Here is a 19,609-nt window from a genome sequence, read left to right on the forward strand (position 1 = left end):
CCTCCTTTCTCTCGGGGGGCGGATGTGGAACTATGTCCCGCTTCAGCGATCCCGGCGAGCCGCGCCGGACGCGGGATCTGAGGCGCGCAACGGGAGTGACGGTGGGACGCAACCTTGTGCGAAATCCTGTTCGAAACGGTGTGCGTAACCCTGTGCGACGCCTGGAAGGCTTCAGATGCGGTAATCGAAGGGATCCTCCTGAAACGACGCCCTGCCCACCTTCACCTGTCCGGGTTTCGAGACAGCGGGTGACCCACCGTACATGGCCTCGATTTCCCGATCCACGTCCTCGGCGAGGCGGCCGTCGACGCGATCGGAGCGCTCAAGGATTTGTCGCGCCCAATCGGGGTGACCGCTTTGAGCCAAAGGATTCTTCAGGGTAAAGAGCTCCGTGACGCCGCCGTCAAGTTTCGCGCGCACGAGTGCGTTCAGTTCGGGTAGGGTCATCAGCTCGCGGGACGTCACATCGGGCTTCAGCCAGCGCGTTAAACGGTCCGCATCCGGACCGCCGAGTTGCAGCAGCATGAGCGTACCGACATTACCCAGGATCCCGGCCAACACGGGATCGGGCAGTTGGTCGAGGTACTGCGTAGCAAGAAACAGGGAGAGGCCGAATTTGCGGTCTTCAGCGAGAATCTTCTGTAGCACATTGACCGCGTACAAATGACTCTCATCGCCGAAAAACACGTGTAGCCGCGAACGGTGTTCTGGTCGGCGCTTGCAGGTGAAGTGGAGGTCAATCAGGTAGAGTCCGGCGATGATTTTGACGGCGTCCGCAGTGCAACCGGATCCATCGATGAGCACGATGTGTCCTTCGTCCATCACGGTACGCGTGTCGATGGCACTCTTTGTCTGGCCGAGGATACGCCGGAGGGATGGGTAGGTGGTCAGTGCACCGAGCTTGTTCCAGATGGGCCCTAGGTGGTCAGCGATGTTTCGGATTTCTGCAAATTCGCCTGTCCAGAACTGCTGCAAATGCGGTGGGAGTTTGGGCAACAGTTTCTTACGGAACCGTTCGTTTGCAAACAGGTACGAAATCCCGAGCACCGTTTGTGGCGGGTTTTGCAGCAGGGACAGGACGTTGTTTCGCAAGTAGTGCTCGGAACGTGGCCGGGACCCTGGCCACAGTTCCTGCAGCGTGTTGATGAATTCCCCGGTAATCGCTTCGGCATCCGTTTGGTGGTCCATCCGAAACAAGTTGAGACCGCGCGGATAATCGGTTGGACCGAGCGGGATTACGTGCACCTTCTCGTGCAGGCTTGGCGGAATGTGGGCGAGCAGGCGCTCGACCGCGCCGCCGTGTGGGTCAAAAAACGTGAAACCGGACGCGGTGTCAGGGCGCTTCTGCATCTCGTCGATGAGCCCAAGCATGATCTGCAAAAGGGCGGTCGTTTTCCCAGAGCCAGTTGCCCCGGCGAGGAACGTATGCTTCGCGGCTTGGTTCAGCGGAATGCGAATCTCCTCATCTTCCGAGCCTGGGAAGTTGGACCACCCGAGTCGAATCCCATCCCGGGATGAGGCCGGCGGTGGGAGGATGAGTCCGGTCGTTGCCACCACATGACGGAAGCAGGGCTGCCCGCTGTCCGGCAGATGAACGAGGGAGCAGAGTTCCCCGGACGTCCACCACATGGGACGGGTTGGCGTCCCGCGCTCGATTGCCTTCGCAAGTCTGCGCTTGGAAATATGGATTGGGGTGAGCCACCCCTGCTTACGGAGTTGACCCATGGCGGCAAGGACCGCCGGAAGGTGCGCTCTCGCTACGGTGGAACCGTCTGCGAATAAACGGACAGATACCTGAAACGGGCGCTGATTGGGGGCAAGTCGGGATCGAATGGACTGTTTGTGTTCATGGTCTCGTTCACCTAGGGTTTGCATTGGTGAGTTTGGGGGTGCCTGTTTGCCGAATACCCCGGCCAAAATCTCGGCTGGTGAGAAATACTCAGACCTCTTCCTTTCTCCAGACACACGGGATTTTTGCAGGAGCGTACGCCGGAACCGTGCATCCCGGAGTGGCTTCATCCAGACCTCGAACACCCATCGACTGTGATGATCCGATCCGATGGTGGTGAGGATTCCGCTGAGAGGGTCATCCATGTTGCTAACGTGTTCTGGGGCAAGTGGCAGCCACGGTTCGAGTCCGTGTCCCCCTTTGCGCATCGAGAGGGCAACGGTTGGGCGGGTGGTCGAAAGATGGGCAGTGGGCGCATCGGCTGCCGGGATTAGGTGGACATTCGGATACGTCGAAGCAAAGGCAGAACGAAACGCAGGGGCACGGTCTCTCGCGACCCCAAAATAGAGACGGACGTTCGTTTGCTTGACTTCTTTCACCGCCAGGAACCGGATTGGGAGTGCCGTTCGCCATCCCCATTTATGTCGGTGCCAACCGAGGGTAGCTAAGGACTGTACCAACGTGTACGCCTGTGTCGGTGTGAAAGAACAGTCCGTCGGGAGGGCGACTCGGAAGTAGGTGAGGGAATGGCGCGGTGGACGCTTGCATGTTGGTTGTGGAAGGTCGTTGTTCATTCGGTACGTACCTCGTCGCCGAGTGTGTAATTTCGAATGAGGAGTTCGCCGGACTTTTTTCCGGTTTTCTGTCGGCTGATGGAGTAGTGAACGTCGATGGATTCCATGTGAAAGTCGATGTACCATGCTCGGACATCCGGATGGTCGTTGATGCTAAGCAGCCACTTGCCTTCGATAGAGGCGAGCGTATCTCGCAGCTTCAGGTGATCTTCGCGCGTGAATGGATGTTGGTGGTACCCGGTCAGATTGTAGTACGGGGGATCGCAGTAGAAAAACGTGTCCGGACCATCATATCGGGGAATCACGTCATCAAAGGGGCGATTTTCGATATACACTCCGCAAAGCCGTTTGTGGGCCGCTTCGATTCGGGGGCGGATGGCCGAGAAATCAAACGCCGGTTTGCCGCGGCCGTAGCCCCAGTCATAGGAATCGTTGTACTTGCCACCGAAATGTGACTGCACCCGGTAGTAAAAGTCGTATGCTCGGAGTAGCGGGTCGCGCTCGGTGTGTCGTCGGTCCATGATGCGAACGAACTCTTCCCGGGAATAGAGCGTCCAGTCGAACTGGTGCAAAAAGCCCTCCAGGTCATGTTTCACAACTTGGTAGAAATTGACGAGTTCCGTGTTGACGTCTGCAATCACCTCCGCTTTGGACCTTGGCTTCGCGAAAAAGACCCATCCGGCACCGAAGAATGGTTCCACATAACAGGTATGCTCGGGAATGAGCGGGAGGATGACCCGACGCAACCGAGCCTTACCCCCTTGCCATTTGATTGGGCTTTGGAGCATGAACACACCTCCTTGTTAGCGACAAAAAAGACAGCGATGGGATCGCTGCCTGTACGTCTGAGCTTTCTTTCTGTGATAGCAGAATAACTCTTGAAAACAGGGGCTTGGGTGCGCGACGAGTGCCACCAGTGTCTTCAGGGCTTATTATCCTGACACAAGGTGGTGAATGGGTAGGGCATGACAACACGACACAAACGCGTGCTCTATCGGTCTATCTCATCAGTATCACCTGCTTTCGTTCGAAACAGTGTGCAGGGCGTAAATTCGCGTTCGATGAGAGGTTGGATTTGTGTACTTGCATGATACCTCGGGAAGTCGGGGGTTGCGGTGCCGTGAGGGTGCCGAAACTGGATCAGATATGACTTGCTGACGTTTGAAACAAGAGGTAATCTTGGACAAACCTAAGCGGGAGATGGTGTCCATGTGTGAACTCGCAAGCCGACTTTTGGGCGAGAAACTGATCGATGACTTCTATGAAGCAGATGGTACGAGGATTCAGGTAGAGCCGACAACAGATAGTCTGACCGAAGAGTTGAAAATACTTCTTCCAACAGACGCACATGCACTTTTGTTTCGGTGGGAAGCGCAGTGTACCGAGGCATGCGAGGCAGAGCTACGGCGGTTTGCTCGGTTTGTGGCGGATACCCTATTGGCAGGCAGCGACTACATGGCGGGTGTTCGATCTCGATCTGAATCGCCCGGTGGAGAGTGATGCGTTCCAGACATCATGTTGGGCGCTGGGGGCCTCGTGCACCCGGCGCCAAATCGCAAGTAATGTGCGAATTCCCGGGCCTCCGCTTCCCACACGGAAGGGCCGGGTTCGTCGAGTTCAATGAACAGTGAACTGTATTGCCGGTGCAAGAGGTAGTGACCGAGCCCGTGTGCAATGTATTCGCTCTGCTGGGTTGCGGAGGCGGTGATGTCGTAACTGAAGAAAGCCTCCTCTGCATAACAGACAAAAACACCCCATAACCCGGACGGCGTTCGGCTTGGTATGAGATGAAGATTGAGTTTCTGACTGAGTTGATATGGATCACTCGTTCCGTATGTATGGACAATGTGAGCCACAATTTGTTGAATATCCCCCATTTTCACCATCACCCATCCCACAAGGTAATCTCTGAATCGGTGTCGGTTTTCTATGTTCTCTCTATCGACTGATGGTTCGGAAGCGGTTATCTGATATTTCGAACAGCGAATGGTATAAAAAGTATATCACTTGCAGCCGAATTTGAACCTTAAGATTCATGAAGGTATGAACCCTCAGCCGTCTGTTTGGGTCCTTGTTGGTTGCACGAGTCTTCGCACCAATACCTCGTTGCATAGCTACATGCGGCGGCGCTGCTAAAGTTGTTCAAATTGACAGGATATTTCCAATGGACGGCGAATATGAAAACTAAAATGGGTTGTTCGACAGGGGGTATAGCTAAAGTGTTTATCTACCCTGATCTAACAGAATCACTACAGCAACTGTGGGCGTTAGGTTTGGTGATCAGTCCTTGGTTGGCCGACGTCGATGGGGATGGTCGGTTCGACCCGCTCATCCACGAACTGCTAAACCTCCGGGCCAGGGAATGCGCATACACGTACTGGACGGAGAACGAACGGGCATACGTCTTGAACGATTTGGCGGCGCCGGAGCGGATGGCGCAAGTAGCCGTTTATGAAATTGCGGCATCGACAGCCGTATATATGGCCCATGAAACCACCGGCCAATTGGAGGTCGATAAAACGCTGGTACTAGAAGCCATGAATCGCGTGGAATCCTTTATCGAGCAACATCGATTCGGGACTCTTTTGCAACTCTATATGCTGGTGACGAGTTGGGAAAACCACAATGCCCTACGCTATTATGGCGAAATACCCGAACGCGATTTTGTTCGTGGTACCTGGCATCGACCGTGGGTGGACTACAGTCTTGGTGAGGAACTGATGTTTGCGACGCTCGTCGGTAATATCCGTCTTGAACGCCGCGGTGATCGGCGGTTTGTACGAATGACAGACGAAGGACAGGAAGTGTTGGAACGAACGACAGCGATATTGGAAACGGCCGGTTATTTTCGTCAGCGTCTGAATATGCTTCGCGTTTCGCAGTTCAACTTGTTCGACAGATATGAACAGTTGGCCCATGAAATCTGGCCCTATGCTATGAAACAGCGTCAAGAGTTCTTGCAATGGGTAGGGATACAGCCGGACATGCAGGTGCTCGAACTTGGCTGTGCAAACGGTGTACTTACTTTCGATGGAGGACTCGTGGCTAGAGTGGGGCCGTCCGGTTTTGTGGTGGCGGTCGATCCTGCGGTGGGTATGTTGGCCCGTGCACGGTTGAAGCAGAAGCAACTTGGGGTAGGGTGGGTATCTTTTCGTCAAGGAAGGGCTGAGGAACTGCCGATCGAGGGCGAACAATTCGACGTAGCAGTTGGAACTGGTTTTTTACATTTCACGGATCGACGACAAGCGCTGTCGGAAATGAAGCGAGGGGTACGTCCGGGGGGGACCATTGCCAGCATGCATCCTCTCAAAGCCAGCCTGAATGCTCCATTTTTTCAGGAGTGGTTCAAACCCATTTTGGAACTGGCAGCAAAACGCCAGGATCAACCAAAGGATTATCTGCTCGACTCGGAGATGGTCCGTAAGGACTTTGCGGATGCTGGACTGACGGATATAGAAGAACTAGAATTGCAGCTCGAGTCCGTTTTTTTCGATCCTGTAAAAGTCGTTGAACACTTCATCCGTGGAGTCGGCTGGTTCGGAGAGGAACTATCGCCTCTACCTTGGCAGGCGAGAGAAGACCTCATTCAAGAACTCATCGACCGTGGTCAGTCCGTCTGTGAACGATATTCCAAGAGTGAACGGATTTTTCGTTTTCCCATGCAGGCAATTAAGGCTCGGGTTCCGACGGGCGGATCCAACACAACCTGAACATCGTCGGAGCTAAAGACTAATTGAATAAAAGATGGGCAAACCCTGCGAAAGTAGGGGACGCAAAGCTACAGGGACTAAGGGACCGGAATCGGTCTACTGTCAGCCAGTTGCCACATTATTATCCGTGAAGCCTTGCCTCCCCGGTTCACTGTTACAGAAACGAGGGGGGCTTGGGTGATGAATCGCGAAATGGAAAGTCGCATCTCACTTGGCGACGATTGCTATCTGAATTTAAACGGTGCAGTGCTTGTCAAAGACGGAGAGGTCAGGTACCTGACTCCGATTGCATTTCGCTTGCTTCGTCATTTGGCCGAGCACATCGGGGAAGTCGTCTCCAGCGACGAGTTGTTTCTTCGGGGGTGGGGAGAGAATAGTATGGCCCAGCGAGACGAACTATATGTTTTTATCCGGCAGATTCGGATGCAACTTGAGGACAATCCCAATACACCGACATGCCTGAAAACGCTTCGGCGACGCGGTTACATACTATGCGCACGCCAATTACAAGGGAGTTCTTGTGCGCCATAGTCATATAATCATTGGAATGGGACGATGTGACGGTGTTACTTTGGGGCGGCGTATGCGTGAAATTTGAATGATGAGCTTCTTGAATATCCGCCCCTGGTTTGTCCTGTAAAAAGACAACGATTGCTGCCAGAGTGCCGAACTATATTGTGGTTCACCGGTGAAGATCCCGCTAAAGGTGGTTATATCTAAGTTGGTCCGCATCTACTTGGACTCCAAGTCCAAAGCAGATGACCTTACGGAGGGTCTACCACCTTCTTACACCCACTCCACATCCGCTTGTCGCGCCACTAGTGGCGTGCTAGCCACTGCCATATGCGCGACAGTAGACCACTTTTTTTCCGCTCAGCCACCGACTGGTCTGGGACATCCACCTGTTCTCTGGTTCGCCCCTCGTAGTAGGCTCTGAGTGCGCCGGAATCGCGCTCTCGGCCTGCCTCAATCTCCTCTTGCGTCCATTTCTCCGCCCAACGAATTTCATTGTTCCGAATCCAGTAGTGAGATCGGCAAGGAAATTGCCAACTTCCAACTGAGGGCGATAGCGAGACCGAATCCCCGTCGAAACAGAGGTGCCACCGAGCCGATTTAATTGGTGTGACAACCTTGTTTCCGCACCCGCAAGGGCATTGGTGGACAGCCGTTCTATATCGAATGGAAATATACAGAATTCCTTCATCAGGATTAGCAGGGATTACATCGACAAACTGGTGCGTGACAAAGGATCGCCTCATTCTGTGCACTCCCCGCTAAGCATCTGGTTACGGCCGATCGTGTATGTACTATGATACTCATCTTTACGATCAGCATAAAAGCCGAATAGTTTCTTCCACTTTAGAACGACCATGGCAGCATTCAGCATGTTTAGGTCTGCGGTTTGAATATTCCAGTCGTATTCGTCTTCGTCCTGGTCGGCAAACGAAACCCGCCGGTCGATATGTGAACTATGCCCACTTGTACCAGTCGTAACGCGGACAATACCGCCAAGTGAATCTCCCGTCCGATAGATTCCGACTCCGCTATCTATGAATGGGACTCCATATAACTGGAGGCCCTCAATGATGTGCTGCTTCGCCGGACCACTGTCTATTGCGATGAAGACGAAGCTCATGTCCCGTAGCTGCTCAACATTGGTTTGGCCGATTCTTACAGGGTGCACAAAGATGTTGCGGCGCATTGAGTCGTATTTCTGAAAGAGATAATCGACCTTCCTGGGCATCTGCTCCAACTCCACGATGGACGCAGCGCCTGGGGTGCGGAACGCATTGTGCGCATACAGAGTGTCGTCGTCATATAGATGAATCTCTTGAACTGGAGTCTTGGCCACGAGGTCCAATATGTAGGATCCAGTTCCACCTAGCCCAATAATAGCTATCTTGTCGAGCCTCAGCTTTGCCGTTATGGCGCTGATTCCTGCACGACTCGAGGCAGCATCAAGGTAGCGGAAGACCGACTCGTCAATGGTCGTCTCATGAGATGGATAGACTCTTGCTGTGATTGTGGGGTCAATGGCCTTGGCAAATCCAGAAAGAATACGGACATACGACGCCATTTTGTCGTAGTAGTTCTCGTAAAAACCCGACAATGGCTTACTCGAAAACGAGCAACTAGCAACGAGGCCGTCACCGAAGTTCATTTGTGTCCTCTGATGGATAATACTGTTTAGTTCCTGCCCGTGGTTGTCACAAGGGTAGTTGCCCACAAACCATACCACGTGGTTTCGCGGTCGAATGGTAACCGTCCCGTTCGTTGAGAGCTCCGACACGAGAGTTCCATAGGCAAGAGTGCTTTGAGCCGTCACGTACGGGACATGCTTAATTAGCAGGTTGCTATCACGGATTTCTAAGTGATAGCCCTCTGCCTCAAGTCGATTCAAGTCAACGCTATGATTTAGTAGTGGGTGTGACATCGAACTCCGTTCCTTCCTTGATTGTCACGGACTGACCCGCCACCAGTTCTCCCTCGTGCGGATCCTTGGCTTTCTCATAGCTAACGGTATATATCGTATTGGGGGCAGGGGGAGTCGGGTACGCGAGCAGAACCACGGCGTCATACGAGATCACATCCGATTCTACAATCTTTTTTTCTCCATTAACGATGATTCGATAATCGTGGTCGTGCTTTTCATTGTTGCGGGCTGGGTTATTTAGTTGGTCACTCATGAAAGCTTTCCTCCTTTTGCTATTAGTTTTTTACCGATTTGTTTGATTATACCATGGACAGCCCTAAGTTTATATGAAACAATAGTTCGCACTTCAGTCCGCTGTCGGGCTTCCGGACCACGCATCCGTCCAGTAATCGGTGGATGGACAATGGTTAATGCTGCTACCCGTTTATGACAGGCGCATAACATACGGCGAACGATTAACAGCGAGCAACGTTCAAAATCGCAGGCCGGAATAGTATCGTTGAAATTGAGTACGGTCGACAAGAGAACTCAGGTGGTCTCTTTGTCCTGGTTTGAATCAGAAGACGATGGGGTTGAAGCGGAAAGATGCAGGACTTTACGGATGAGGTCATGAACAAAGTCTCTCTGGTCTGGCGTCAGAGGAATACCGTTGTAAGATACGTTTTCTTGCTCCAGCAGTGCTCCAAGATCCAATGCGGCGACCTCTGGGCGATCCACTAATCCAAGCAGGTAATCGGGCGTAACCTGAAGGTGAGTCGCCAAGCGTTCAAGAGACTTGCGACTGGGGAGTTGGTCGGGGCCGGTTTCCCATCGCTGAATGGTCTTTGGGGTCAATCCACACGCAGCCGCCAACTCCGCTATATCCATCTCGCGCTCCATACGGACGCTCCGCAGTCGATGGGCAAACAGAAGGTTACGATCGTCCAAATACCCCGCTGCTCGCAACATTTCGCCGTATGGCACACCGATCGCCAAGGCCAAGGGAGTGAGCGACTCCACCTTGGGCTTTCGTTTCCCGTTCTCCAGTAGCGAAAGGTGGCCAATCCCCATCTTCGCTCGTGCTGCGACGGTGCGCAGCGTTAAGCGTTTCTCTTTTCGCTGTTCACGCAGCCATGCTCCAAACCCCTGGTCCATCGTAGCTCGTCCACACCCTTCATGTTCTGTGCCGATGATACCACCCCTCGTGAAGAAAGTACACTATAAAGTTATCAAAAGTGAACAAAGTTGTGATTGCCAATGGGAAGATTCAGGAATTATGATGGGGTTACACAAATGTAGATGGGGAGGCGGTATCGTGTCGAAACGGATCGGGCGCATTCGGGTGAAATCGCTTGCATTTACACGTGCTCGTGTCTTGAAAGGATTGTCTCAACGAGATCTCGCCGAAGCCGTGGATTACAGTGTCGGATATGTCAGTCAAGTGGAACGAGGCATCAGTCATCCGAGTCCACAAGCAGCCCAACAGTTTTGTCGTGCGTTGGACAAGCCGTTTGACGCTCTTTTTTATCTCGATAATGTTTACAAAAGTGAACATGCGAGAACGGAGGTGTTGAGTGATGGAGAAGAAGAAACCGTATCCAAACACGGATGATGCGAAGAAAGAGGTTGAAGCGAAGCGACGCTATCCGACAGAGCAATACGAATACGAGAAACTCATGCGTCAAGACTCATTTCGACGGGTGCATCGGCGATTGCGCCAGACAAAGTGGGCGGATCGTACATGATGAAGGTGCAAATGCAGGAAATCGAAACGTGGTTGTATGCCTATCCCATGTGGCAGCGGAAACTGAGTAGCCTGCGCGTTCAACTGAAGGATTATCCACACATGCGCTATGAGTTTGTGGCGGTGGCCTCGTTCGCGAAAGGTAAACAAAGCGATACCACCTACGACGCCGTCGAGAGACGGATGGAGATTGAGGAGGAGAAAATTCAGCCGCTTGAGTTCAAGATCCGCCTGCTCGAGAACGCCCTATCTGTATTGACCGAGGAAGAGATGGCCTTCGTACGGCTCAAATACTTTGAAAAGAAGAACAACGCCATTGCATGGGAAACCCTTTTCCTCTCTCGGCGGGCGTTCTTTCGCAAACGGGTGACTGTGCTTGAAAAAGTGTACGAAGCGCTTGGGGGAGACGGGGCACCGATCTGGGACACAGGAACACAAGTCACGATGCATCACTGAGGAGACACTTCGGTTTCGTTCTTGGCTTCTGACGAATCATCCAGTAAGTTCAGGAGAATTTCATGCAAGGTATTTGTGAAATTCTCGACGGCAGTAGTCGAGGGGCGGTTGCAAGAAACTGAAAGTACGACGGAATCAAGATGCATCGTGAAGGTTTTGGTAGGACTGGAACCATCGTCCTCCCGTTGCCGCGGTTGTGCTGATGGGGGAAGCAGAATCATTGGGGGTTCACCTCCTTGTCGAGGGGATGATAACGAAATGAATATTGGCTCCGGGTCCGCATTATGGATGGGCTTTCCTTACTGAAAGCGTGGAGGGAATCTCTTCCTAACGGATGAGGAGCATCTTGGTAATTCCATCATATGGACTGGACTGATGCACATGGTGCCGTGGGCGTGACAAACGAGTGCCGACAGTGAAAGATGGCCGTAGTGGGAAGAGGAACTCGGGGCATATACGTGGCACTCAGATGGCACTTGAGGGCTCGATTTACATGCTAGGCTTGCCATAACGAAAATGGGAGGTGAAGGAGTTGAAAAAACAGAAATCAGAGGAGGCATCATGCAAAATGAAGCGACTGCCAACCGCAGTCCTGATTCTGTTTCTTAGCGTGGGGCTTTTAACGGCATGTGATTCAGCAAGTACGAATCATGCGCTTGTAGATTCTACGACGCCTGCAAATGTGACCAACAGGACCACGAATAGGACGGACTCGGTTATCCCGAGTTGGAACACAACAGCGATGGAAAGCAGGTCTTCCGAGGCGGGCCAACCGAGCTCTAGAACTGGCAACCAGTTGAAAAAAGATAGTCATTCAAGCCATACCAATTCGTCCACGAAGGGCCTCACGACGGGCGGTGCGTCGACGTCCAAAGGCAAAACGTCCAAGGCAAATGCGACGAGTACGAATTCGAAAAGTCACAATGGCGTCCATGGAATTACATCCACGGCGCCTTCATCAACATCCAGCACTGCGTCTGCCCAGCATTCGACAAGTTCGGGAAGTAGTCATGCGCTAACGACCTCGACACGTCCGTCGGGAATGGACACGACCTGGACCGATCGTCTGAACAGCCCGTATGCGGATCAGAATTATACCGGACCGAATCGTTCCTTGTTTGATGGCCTTGTCGAACAGGTCGCAGAAGGCAAAGTAACGCCCGGTGCTGCGAAAGCGAGCATTCTGGATTTGCCACCCTGGAACGCGGTGTGGACGACGGCGAACAACGGGGACGGCAAGACGTACTCGTATCACGTAAACGACGTTGGCGTATTTGCATTTCAAACAAAGGTGCTGAGCGATGACGTGATAGCCCGGGAATGGCAAGCGCATGGCCAAGCGGTCTTAGACGACAGTTTCTATAGCCGATGGGCGGTTACCTGGGACACCTCAACGGAAGGCTACACTGTCGCGTTTCTGGACGTTGGTTTTCAACTTTACTCAAACCCCGCTTCTTAAAACACCTGAAAAGGAGGCAGGGCACATCATTCCACGCGCTCTGAGCGTGGTTTTTTTGTGTCCGCAATCCAGTGGACATGACGAAACGCATCCTCAAGTGCCTTTTCATCGTCGCCACAGTTGCAGCAACGATGGTCGCGCCCAACAGTGGCCTGATCGCCAGCGCGAGCACCACCAAAACCGTCACGCTCACCAGCTACAGTACCGAGGAGTGGGTTCCATCGGCATCGGAGACCCATTTCCCGGCCACCACAACTGTCACTTATTACGATTCTGCCTCAGGCCAGACCTATACCTTCAGCATACCGAAACACGGTTCACCCCAACCTATTGCATCCCAAGTGCAGACGATTACTTCCATTTCCAACGGGGCCAACGTCAATTATGATCCGGTGGATCATACGCGGCTCGGCTACATGTCGAACAACACCACAACCTACTGGAATGGCGCGTATGGATACGCGGACCCACCGCGCAGGCCGTCGGACTACTATGGACCGAATCCGGACAAGACGGGATGGACGTTGGTCGCGATTCATTGGGCGGACAGTCATCCCCAGCCAGCGTCGGATTATCCGTGGTTAACCAAAACACCAAGAGGATACTACTGGGTATCGGATGGAACGGACGGGCAGCCCGTGGAGTACAACATTGATCGGAAGGGTGTGTGGTTGGAGTATAAGAAAACCGTTAAAACGTTTGAGTGGCAACAGGAATACCAAGGCACCGTGCACATCCCCACGGGTAAGACCCCACCCCCTCCACCGCCACCTCCACCCCCAGGGGGCTCAACGTGTCCGCCGCCGACCATTCCACCAAAGCCACCGAACTGGGTTCTCTCGTACAACTGGTCTCCGGATGGTTCGGGCGGCCAGATGCTCACGTGGACGGATACCAACTGGGTATTACAACAAGGCACCGATGGAAACGGGTGTACAACAGAGACGTGGGTCGATGAACCCAGGACCTATACACACGACTATCCCCTCCATCTGAGCCGCTTTCAGGTCACCGGTCTCTTTTACGATCCAGGCCAACCAGGGAATGTCTGGTCCCCGACGAACCCCTCGGCTTCCCAAGGGAATAACGATGCGGGTGTGGACGGATCCACCGTGGGTGGAAACCCGGCCTTGCCCACGTTTGGGAATCCGGCTCGCTCACCTGCGGTGTATGTTCGCGTAGGTGGGGGGCTCTCCTTTCGGCTGCAATGGACAGGGTCGCCACACGACATGCCAGCGGATGCCGTGGTTGCCTTCGAACTGACCAACCCGAACCGGGAAGTGAACACATGGACAAAAGGGTTTGCCTTGTTGCCAGCGACGGTTTTCAACCAGGGAGATGTACCGGTCTGGGATCCCTCGGGGCACGGATACCCGCCGCCCGCCACGGAGTACGGTTTTGTCTACACATCCATTCCGAAGTACGCCACGACCGGCACACCGGATTCCTTTTCGCAACTGACAGCATGGAACCTGACGGGGGACCCGGCAACCGCCGCAAGGCTAGCCGCTACGGTTACCTTTACAACGTCAAGTGGTTCCTTGGTTACGTGGACAAACTCGGATCTCGCCCAAATGCTCGGCAATCCGACGTGGTACTTTCTTCACCAGATCCCGGATGCCTCCGCCAGCTACGAACAAACACAGCCAAATTGGAATGAACCCTATACAGTTGCGCCTCTTCCGCAGCTTGGCTCGAATGGACAAATCACTTTGCAAACCGTGATTCCCAGATCGTAGCGCGGTGTAGAAGAACAGGGGAGCGTTCCGGGCGATGATCCGGTGCTGGCACTCGCGTGGCACCAAGCGTCCTCTTTGCCGTGATACCTTGGCCGTAATAGGAGGTGGGTACTTCATCAACGAGCTCATATTGTTGGACCCTCGTCAATCCAAGCAGGAAAGGAGAATGGACTTTGCTGTATTTAGCTTTTCCTATCGATCTCAGGGATCGCTTCAAAGCCAGCGTTTGGCTCGCATACGTGGGCAAGATTCAGGAAACTGAGTTTCGCACCGACGATACCCTCGTCGTAGGCGAGTGGATGTTTCCACAGCGCGATACGCTTTTACAAACGCTGGGGCGTGTGCGTCAATCGGGTGCGCGTGTTGTGTTCATCGGGCAGGTGGAACACGAATCGGACGATTTTAAGCGGGAGCTTTGCCTTCTGGGTATCTACGACTTTTTGTTTGTTGGAGACGAGTTGGTGCTACAAGAACTCGACACATTGCTCGCACATGGCCGGTCAGAGGGGGACGTGGCGGCGTATCTGCACCGTGATGAAGGCCCAATTGGAGATCCACCTAAGCTCATTGATGTGTTCGAGGGAGCAGATGAACCGATTGTCTGGCAACCCCTCGTAGAAGGTGACGATGCGAAACTGGCCCGTTTTGATACCTTTCTCCAGCCGGGTGTGAGCGGAACCTCACAAACGGACCGAGCCGATAACCGGTATTCTCGTCCTGTGCGCCGGTTTGTTTGGCCGGATCCCATGCCGCTGCGGGTCCGTATCCTCGGTGATCCGGGATGCGGGAAGAGTTTTGTCGCCTTGCAACTGGCGAGTCTTTGCCATGGTCGGGAACTTCCTGCAGCGGTGGTGGAGGACAATGTGGCCACCATCAAGCGCTGGTGCGAGGAGTCCCTATCCTCCCACATCTTTGCAATCGATCCTCCGAAGGGTTATCGCGTGATTCTCGACACGAGGCTAGACGGGGACACGCCACTGTCAGACATTGATCTCATCCTGGTCGTAACATGGCCTGATGCGGATCGCATCGCGGAAACCCTGCGACCCCTGCAAAACCAGGCCGGTCTCCTCGACCGTGTGCTGTGTATCGTGAATCACGACTCGGCGGGCGTCGTTCCTACCCATGTTTCTCCGCTGCCGATGGTCCGCATTCCCCATGAACCACGCCAGTTTCACGCCATGCGGATGCGCACTTCGCTCGTGGATCTCGATCCATATTTCGCAAACCTGTTTCTTCCGATGGTCGAGCGGATCTCGACGAGCTTCATGGACCCGAACCGGCAGAGAGTGGATGGAGGTGATCGGCATGATCTTGTTGCTGGAGCTTGATCGCATCAAACAGGCGGCGTCCCGTTCGGCAGCCGAACGAGCGGGTCTTTTGCTCCATGCGGTGGATCACGAGGACCAATTGGCGCAGGTGGATCTGAGTGCGGTGAACCTGGTGGTTGTCGGCCGCGATTGGCCCGAATATCTACTGAACCAGTTGCGGGCGTCCGGTCTTCACTGCCCCTGCATTTACGCGACTTCCACAGCAGAGCACGATTCCGCATACCGGATCGCGAAGGAACGGGGCTGGGTGGATGTGGTTACGTACCCCCTTCCCATGGAATACCTGAGACGATGGATTCGAGCCGAAGAACCAGAAGGGACACAGGTCGATCCATCTCCGCCGTTGACCCCTCTAGAGGCGATTCTCAAGCGGAACGGTCCCCGAAAACAGGATGTCGAAGTGGTACAAAAGGAGTCCGACCAACCTCCTGACGACCCGGAAGCGGCGATGCGTGGACGGGTCGTTTGCATTCATAGTGCACGGGGCGGTGTGGGCAAGTCCACCTTGACGGCGCTCTTGGCCCGATCCCTGTCCAAGCAAGGCGTGTCGGTCGGTGTGATCGATCTCGATCCGAAAGGGAATCTGCTCGCCATTCATCACCAGTCAGCCACGATGACCACGGATGATTTCACCCGACTGCCCGCGCAAATGGATGAGACCGCGTTCAAGGAATCCCTCGTTGCGGTCGAGGACTGGTATCTACTGCCGAGTGGTCGGGTGCGGGATGGACTAGATGACAGGACGCTTCGTCAGGTGGTTCACCAGTTTTGTCGGTACTTCGATTTCACGCTCATCGATACCAGTCCATCCGCCGTTTCTACTTACACGGCGCTCGGACTCGCAGACCGTGCCGTGTTTGTCATGACACCGGAGTGGATGGCGTTCAAACGATTCCTGGAGGAGTACGAGTTGGTCCGGCACATGAAGACGCCGGAGCGCGTGGTCGTGGCAGTAAACCGGATCCGGAAAAAGGTTTCCGAACACAGGCGTGCGATTCGGTTGCTCGACGAAGCGCACCTTCCGTCGGATCGGGTATACATTCCGGAAGACCACAGATTGTACCGCGACCTGATGACCGCATCGCCGCTTGCCGGGAGCAAGAAGGTATCCGATGCGATGGACCATCTGCTCGGTGCGCTCCGGATTTCCCCGACACCAAAACGTCCGCGGCCAAAGTTGAGGATCGGTCAGATCCGGGAGGTGATGTCAAAGTGAGAAAAAGTACGTTTTCGTTCGGGCTCGGGGTGCTGTGCGCGGTGCTGGCCGGTGTCATTGGATCGCTGGCGCTTCACCGTGCACTGAACACGGAAACGGTCGTGGTCGCGACCCAAACGTTATACCCGTATACACGGATTTCAAAGGCCGATGTCACGACCGTGACGGTGCCGAAAACCAGTGGCATCGCAGGACTGGCCACCCACGAATCGACGGTGGTCGGCCACTACCTTTCCTATTCCGTCCCGAAAGGCGATCCGGTCACGGCCGGGGACCTAAACCCATCTGGCGGCAGTTTTTCGACCTTTTTGACGCAGTACACCGAGCGTACTGGCCAGACGGGCATGCTGATGTCGCTCCCTGTCCAGACGCCATTGGCGTCGGTGGTCAATCCTGGGGAGCAGATTGCGCTCTTGGTGCCAGAGCAAAACGGGGATTCGAAAACACTGACGACGATCGAACCGGTCCCTGTGCTGAACGTCCTTGTGCCCGCCAAAGGGGGAACGCCGACGGCACTGCTCATCTTTGTCAGTGAAAAGAACTACCGGATACTGGCTCCAGCGGTTCTGAACAACAGCGTGCAGGTGGCCCTGATTCCGCAAAACGACTCGTTCTCGGCACCCGGTTCCATCCCGCTCTCCGCGCCCCTTTCACTCCCTGATTCACCCACGTCCGGCACCTCGACTCCCGCCACGTACGTGACCACATCCCCGCCTAAGACCAGTGCCTCGAACGGCGCGGCCAAGACGCAACAAGGGGGTGGTCATTGATGCATGACACAGTGGATCGATACATCGAACAGTTGAAGACCGTTGTAGTGCACCATTCAAGGCTGCGACAACCAGGCATGACGCGCACGGACATGTACGCGTTTTTGTATCGCCTGTGCGCCGAACCAGATACGTTTGTGCCGGTGGAATCTCGGGAAAAGGTCATTACGATTTTACTCAATACCTGGTTTCGGTTTGATGTCCTGCAGTCGGTGATGGAGGACCCGCTGGTCACGGATGTGCATGTCATCGGCACAACGACCCTGGTGCAGCGAAACGGTCGCAAGTTTGAAGTTCCGGATGCGCACTTTGCATCAGAATTCTCACTCGGCGAATTCATCGACCGACAATTGGACGGTACGCCGTACCTGTATTCACAATCCGATCCGCTCACGGATGCCATTCTTCGTGGGGGCTACCGCATGAACGTCGTGGGTGGCCCGGGTACGCGTTATACCATCCGGGACGATGAAGGTCGGATCGTGACGGTACCACGAACGATTGTGAGTATCCGAAAGCCCATTTATCCATTCAACTTGGATGATCTCGTGAGCCTTGGCCTGTTGAATGCGGACACGCGGGCCTTCGTCCGACTGATGATGCAACTCGGGGACAGCTTCATTGTATCTGGCGGTGTGGGATCCGGAAAGACAACCTTGATGAACGCGATGACGGGCGACATCCCGAACGGGCAATTGAACCTGATCATCGAGGAACTCCCGGAAATGGCGCCGCTTTGCGAATGGGCCATCCGGCTTACTGACCGTGCGGAGAACCACGAGGGGAAGGGCCGGATCGATATGGCCCGAAACCTCATCAACTCACTGCGAATGAACGCGGACAACGAGTATATCGGGGAAGTGCGCTACGCCGACATTGCGTATCTGTTCCTGCGCATGAGCCTGATTGTTCGTAGGCAAACAGGGACGACGTTTCACAGTCACGTGGGATTGCACTCGGGGGTCGAAGGTGTCTTGACCCGGTTCCTGCTAGAGGCGGCAGATGGTGCCAAATCCCGGGCGTCGTATCTCAACATGGCTGGCATGATGGGCGATAAGATCCGGTTCGTGTTCACGCTCCGAGACACGCGCTTTGGCAAACGCATCACAGAGATCGGTGAAATTCTCGGGTTCGATTTTACGGAGCGCGCGCTGCGTTGGCAGCCGATCATGACCTATGATGCGACGACCGACACATTCCACTTTCACGGTGTTACGGACGCGATGCGGGAACGGGCGGGTGTGGAGGGCATCGAAGTAACGTTACCCAGAAACCAGGAAGCGGTGCGTTTGTATCGCATCGCTTCGTAAAGAGGTGGTATTTATGAACGGGCTACTCTATACCCGACTGTTTGGGTTATCCGTGGCGCTCGCTGTCGTGTTCTGGCTGTTCGGGCGGGAACTACGAAACGTGGAATGGCGGGCGCGATTCAGGGATGTGATGGCGGACGGCGCCACGAAACGCAAGAAGCGAAGCCTCTTAGAGGGGTATTTCAACCGGATTGTCGCGTATTACCGGATCCTCGACAAATCGTATACGGAACGAACCGCGCTTGTCCATGTCGCGGTTCTTTTTTTGGCCTGTTTCGCGATCACTTGGTTGCTCCATTACTTCATCCTGTTCGCGGTCTCGCTGAGTATCGGTGTTTCCCTGTTCTTGTATGAACGCTACTGGGCACGCTTGGCACGTCGCCGTCGGGAAGAAATCCTGAACGCGTTTCTTCGCCAGGGGGTGGAGCGCGGGGTGCATGTCCTCTCCGCAACTGGTCGTCTGGACGATGCGCTGGCACGGATGGCTGAAGCGGTTCGTTATGCGCCCCTTCGTACCCGGCTCATGAACCTTTGTCACCTGATGGCATCGCCTCAGTTCGCGACACCCGAAGACGCGTTCGTCCACTGGGCAAATGGACTTGGCATCGAGGACATCGCGCATTTTGCACTCGCAACACGTGAAGCAAAAAAGTACAACGTACCAATCGACCAACTCTGGCTCGACATGGCGGAGATCCAGGGAAAAGAACTTGAATATCTCCGCCGCATCCGGGCGGAGACGGCCCATCAACGAACAGGTGGGTATTGGTTCTATGGCATGTTGGCGGGCAGTTTTCTTGTGGCGTATCCGTTTGCCGCACCGTACATGAACGAGGTTACACGGTTTTTCTTCTGGGTCACGCTCGCGGTGATGACGACGGGGCTGTACCTCATCACCAGCCGTAGCCAGGTTATCGAAGCATAGGAGGGGAGGATGA

At 54.4% G+C, this 19,609-nt stretch carries 19 protein-coding genes and 1 riboswitch; of the genes, 13 read left to right on the forward strand and 6 right to left on the reverse strand.

Annotated features, from left to right (window positions below):
- Nucleotides 1-171: 171 nt before the first annotated feature.
- Together JC200_RS19560 and JC200_RS19565 are read right to left on the reverse strand one after the other, a co-directional pair.
- Nucleotides 172-2,523 carry a type IV secretory system conjugative DNA transfer family protein gene (locus JC200_RS19560; protein ID WP_274433388.1) on the reverse strand — a complete coding sequence of 784 codons (2,352 nt, stop codon included), beginning with the start codon at nucleotides 2,521-2,523 and terminating at the stop codon, nucleotides 172-174.
- Nucleotides 2,520-3,311 (reverse strand): DNA adenine methylase, encoded by a 792-nt coding sequence (locus JC200_RS19565; RefSeq protein ID WP_206652334.1) that lies wholly within the window; start codon nucleotides 3,309-3,311, stop codon nucleotides 2,520-2,522. The genes JC200_RS19560 and JC200_RS19565 overlap by 4 nt, the downstream gene beginning before the upstream one ends.
- Before the next feature lie 391 nt (nucleotides 3,312-3,702).
- Here JC200_RS19565 and JC200_RS19570 point away from each other — a divergent pair, with 391 nt between their 5' ends.
- The 3 genes from JC200_RS19570 (at nucleotide 3,703) to JC200_RS19580 (ending at nucleotide 6,764) form a co-directional block, all read left to right on the forward strand.
- A complete protein-coding gene (locus tag JC200_RS19570; protein WP_206652335.1) occupies nucleotides 3,703-4,023 on the forward strand; it encodes a hypothetical protein in 321 nt (106 codons plus the stop codon).
- 719 nt (nucleotides 4,024-4,742) lie between these two features.
- Nucleotides 4,743-6,233 (forward strand): class I SAM-dependent methyltransferase, encoded by a 1,491-nt coding sequence (locus JC200_RS19575; RefSeq protein WP_206652337.1) that lies wholly within the window; start codon nucleotides 4,743-4,745, stop codon nucleotides 6,231-6,233.
- Nucleotides 6,234-6,260: 27 nt separating this feature from the next.
- Nucleotides 6,261-6,351: riboswitch (cyclic di-GMP riboswitch) on the forward strand.
- A 62-nt stretch (nucleotides 6,352-6,413) separates the two neighbouring features.
- The gene (locus JC200_RS19580) at nucleotides 6,414-6,764 is read left to right on the forward strand and encodes a winged helix-turn-helix domain-containing protein (RefSeq protein ID WP_206652338.1); all 351 of its coding nucleotides are present in this window, start codon (nucleotides 6,414-6,416) and stop codon (nucleotides 6,762-6,764) included.
- A gap of 287 nt (nucleotides 6,765-7,051) precedes the next feature.
- On the opposite strand, the gene JC200_RS24520 is transcribed toward JC200_RS19580, so the two are convergent.
- The 4 genes from JC200_RS24520 to JC200_RS19595 form a co-directional block, all read right to left on the reverse strand.
- Nucleotides 7,052-7,492 (reverse strand): ubiquitination-like system serine protease family protein, encoded by a 441-nt coding sequence (locus JC200_RS24520; RefSeq protein ID WP_443111838.1) that lies wholly within the window; start codon nucleotides 7,490-7,492, stop codon nucleotides 7,052-7,054.
- On the reverse strand, nucleotides 7,489-8,667 hold the full coding sequence (locus JC200_RS19585; RefSeq protein ID WP_274433390.1) for a ThiF family adenylyltransferase: 1,179 nt from the start codon (nucleotides 8,665-8,667) through the stop codon (nucleotides 7,489-7,491). Before JC200_RS19585 ends, JC200_RS24520 begins: the two co-directional genes overlap by 4 nt.
- On the reverse strand, nucleotides 8,642-8,920 hold the full coding sequence (locus JC200_RS19590) for a multiubiquitin domain-containing protein (protein ID WP_206652340.1): 279 nt from the start codon (nucleotides 8,918-8,920) through the stop codon (nucleotides 8,642-8,644). Before JC200_RS19590 ends, JC200_RS19585 begins: the two co-directional genes overlap by 26 nt.
- 275 nt (nucleotides 8,921-9,195) lie before the next feature.
- Complete coding sequence (locus tag JC200_RS19595; protein WP_206652341.1) at nucleotides 9,196-9,801, reverse strand: helix-turn-helix domain-containing protein; 606 nt, start codon at nucleotides 9,799-9,801, stop codon at nucleotides 9,196-9,198.
- A 160-nt stretch (nucleotides 9,802-9,961) separates the two neighbouring features.
- On the opposite strand from JC200_RS19595, the gene JC200_RS19600 reads away from it, so the two are divergent.
- From JC200_RS19600 to JC200_RS19645, 10 genes are all read left to right on the forward strand, one after another.
- Nucleotides 9,962-10,258 carry a helix-turn-helix transcriptional regulator gene (locus tag JC200_RS19600; RefSeq protein ID WP_274433391.1) on the forward strand — a complete coding sequence of 99 codons (297 nt, stop codon included), beginning with the start codon at nucleotides 9,962-9,964 and terminating at the stop codon, nucleotides 10,256-10,258.
- On the forward strand, nucleotides 10,224-10,391 hold the full coding sequence (locus tag JC200_RS19605) for a hypothetical protein (RefSeq protein WP_206652342.1): 168 nt from the start codon (nucleotides 10,224-10,226) through the stop codon (nucleotides 10,389-10,391). Before JC200_RS19600 ends, JC200_RS19605 begins: the two co-directional genes overlap by 35 nt.
- Nucleotides 10,388-10,846 carry a hypothetical protein gene (locus tag JC200_RS19610; protein ID WP_206652343.1) on the forward strand — a complete coding sequence of 153 codons (459 nt, stop codon included), beginning with the start codon at nucleotides 10,388-10,390 and terminating at the stop codon, nucleotides 10,844-10,846. Before JC200_RS19605 ends, JC200_RS19610 begins: the two co-directional genes overlap by 4 nt.
- Nucleotides 10,847-11,888: 1,042 nt before the next feature.
- Nucleotides 11,889-12,305: a hypothetical protein gene (locus JC200_RS19615; protein ID WP_274433392.1), complete on the forward strand. Its 417-nt coding sequence runs from the start codon at nucleotides 11,889-11,891 to the stop codon at nucleotides 12,303-12,305.
- 77 nt (nucleotides 12,306-12,382) lie between these two features.
- Complete coding sequence (locus tag JC200_RS19620) at nucleotides 12,383-14,044, forward strand: hypothetical protein (RefSeq protein ID WP_206652345.1); 1,662 nt, start codon at nucleotides 12,383-12,385, stop codon at nucleotides 14,042-14,044.
- Nucleotides 14,045-14,217: 173 nt separating this feature from the next.
- Nucleotides 14,218-15,375, forward strand: coding sequence for a P-loop NTPase family protein (locus JC200_RS19625; protein WP_206652346.1), 1,158 nt, complete (start codon nucleotides 14,218-14,220; stop codon nucleotides 15,373-15,375).
- Nucleotides 15,353-16,591, forward strand: coding sequence for a ParA family protein (locus JC200_RS19630; protein ID WP_274433393.1), 1,239 nt, complete (start codon nucleotides 15,353-15,355; stop codon nucleotides 16,589-16,591). The genes JC200_RS19625 and JC200_RS19630 overlap by 23 nt, the downstream gene beginning before the upstream one ends.
- The gene (locus tag JC200_RS19635; RefSeq protein ID WP_274433394.1) at nucleotides 16,588-17,361 is read left to right on the forward strand and encodes an SAF domain-containing protein; all 774 of its coding nucleotides are present in this window, start codon (nucleotides 16,588-16,590) and stop codon (nucleotides 17,359-17,361) included. The genes JC200_RS19630 and JC200_RS19635 overlap by 4 nt, the downstream gene beginning before the upstream one ends.
- Entirely contained in the window at nucleotides 17,361-18,671 is a 1,311-nt protein-coding gene (locus JC200_RS19640; RefSeq protein WP_274433395.1) for an ATPase, T2SS/T4P/T4SS family, read from the forward strand. Before JC200_RS19635 ends, JC200_RS19640 begins: the two co-directional genes overlap by 1 nt.
- A gap of 13 nt (nucleotides 18,672-18,684) precedes the next feature.
- The gene (locus tag JC200_RS19645) at nucleotides 18,685-19,596 is read left to right on the forward strand and encodes a hypothetical protein (RefSeq protein WP_274433396.1); all 912 of its coding nucleotides are present in this window, start codon (nucleotides 18,685-18,687) and stop codon (nucleotides 19,594-19,596) included.
- Nucleotides 19,597-19,609: the final 13 nt, after the last annotated feature.

This window comes from Alicyclobacillus sp. ALC3, from assembly GCF_028751195.1.
GTDB lineage: Bacteria > Bacillota > Bacilli > Alicyclobacillales > Alicyclobacillaceae > Alicyclobacillus_L.

Excerpts from the sequence above, each read along its gene's own strand:
- JC200_RS19560 (WP_274433388.1), bottom strand. The coding sequence starts at position 2,523 with ATGAACAACGACCTTCCACAACCAACATGCAAGCGTCCACCGCGCCAT.
- JC200_RS19565 (WP_206652334.1), bottom strand. The coding sequence starts at position 3,311 with ATGCTCCAAAGCCCAATCAAATGGCAAGGGGGTAAGGCTCGGTTGCGT.
- JC200_RS19580 (WP_206652338.1), top strand. The coding sequence starts at position 6,414 with ATGAATCGCGAAATGGAAAGTCGCATCTCACTTGGCGACGATTGCTAT.
- JC200_RS24520 (WP_443111838.1), bottom strand. The coding sequence starts at position 7,492 with ATGAGGCGATCCTTTGTCACGCACCAGTTTGTCGATGTAATCCCTGCT.
- JC200_RS19585 (WP_274433390.1), bottom strand. The coding sequence starts at position 8,667 with ATGTCACACCCACTACTAAATCATAGCGTTGACTTGAATCGACTTGAG.
- JC200_RS19590 (WP_206652340.1), bottom strand. The coding sequence starts at position 8,920 with ATGAGTGACCAACTAAATAACCCAGCCCGCAACAATGAAAAGCACGAC.
- JC200_RS19595 (WP_206652341.1), bottom strand. The coding sequence starts at position 9,801 with ATGGACCAGGGGTTTGGAGCATGGCTGCGTGAACAGCGAAAAGAGAAA.
- JC200_RS19605 (WP_206652342.1), top strand. The coding sequence starts at position 10,224 with ATGGAGAAGAAGAAACCGTATCCAAACACGGATGATGCGAAGAAAGAG.
- JC200_RS19610 (WP_206652343.1), top strand. The coding sequence starts at position 10,388 with ATGATGAAGGTGCAAATGCAGGAAATCGAAACGTGGTTGTATGCCTAT.
- JC200_RS19615 (WP_274433392.1), top strand. The coding sequence starts at position 11,889 with ATGGACACGACCTGGACCGATCGTCTGAACAGCCCGTATGCGGATCAG.
- JC200_RS19620 (WP_206652345.1), top strand. The coding sequence starts at position 12,383 with ATGACGAAACGCATCCTCAAGTGCCTTTTCATCGTCGCCACAGTTGCA.
- JC200_RS19630 (WP_274433393.1), top strand. The coding sequence starts at position 15,353 with ATGATCTTGTTGCTGGAGCTTGATCGCATCAAACAGGCGGCGTCCCGT.
- JC200_RS19640 (WP_274433395.1), top strand. The coding sequence starts at position 17,361 with ATGCATGACACAGTGGATCGATACATCGAACAGTTGAAGACCGTTGTA.
- JC200_RS19645 (WP_274433396.1), top strand. The coding sequence starts at position 18,685 with ATGAACGGGCTACTCTATACCCGACTGTTTGGGTTATCCGTGGCGCTC.